The organism is Neptuniibacter pectenicola, from assembly GCF_001597735.1.
GTDB lineage: Bacteria > Pseudomonadota > Gammaproteobacteria > Pseudomonadales > Balneatricaceae > Neptuniibacter > Neptuniibacter pectenicola.
On the sequence record NZ_LUTS01000075.1, the window covers coordinates 1 to 475 of the forward strand.

A 475-nucleotide genomic window follows, 5' to 3' on the forward strand; every position below is an offset into this window, starting at 1 on the left:
GAAGAGAAGGGGGGAAGGGGGGGGGGGGAGGAGGAGGGGGGGAAAAGAAAAGGAAAGGAAGGAAGGGAGGAAGGGGGGGAGAGAGAAGAAGAAGAAAGAGAAAAAGAGAAGGGGGGAAAGAGGAAGGAAGAAAGAAAAGGGAGGGGGGGGAGGAGAAAAAAGGGAGGGGGAGAAAGAGGGGGAAAGGGAGGAAGGGGAAAGAGGGGGGAGGAAAGGGAAGAGAGGAAAGGGAAAGGGGGAGGGAGAGAAAAGGAAGAAAGGGGAAAAAAGGGGGGGAGGAGAAAGGGAAAAGAGGGAAAAGAAGGGAGGAGGGGAAGAAAAAAGAAGGGAGAAGGAGAGGGAGGGGGGGAAAGGGGAGGGGGGAAAGAAAAAGGAGGGAAAGGAAGGGGAGGGGGGGAAAAGGAGGAGAGGGGAGAGAGAGAGGGGGAGGGGGAGAGGGGAAGGAGGGAGGAGGAGAGGGGGGGAGAGAGAAGGG

At 57.7% G+C, this 475-nt stretch carries 1 protein-coding gene; it reads left to right on the forward strand.

The window, feature by feature from the left end; all coding sequences use genetic code 11:
* The coding region (locus A3773_RS19790; RefSeq protein WP_197462838.1) for a hypothetical protein at positions 1–475 on the forward strand (475 nt) is incomplete at both ends.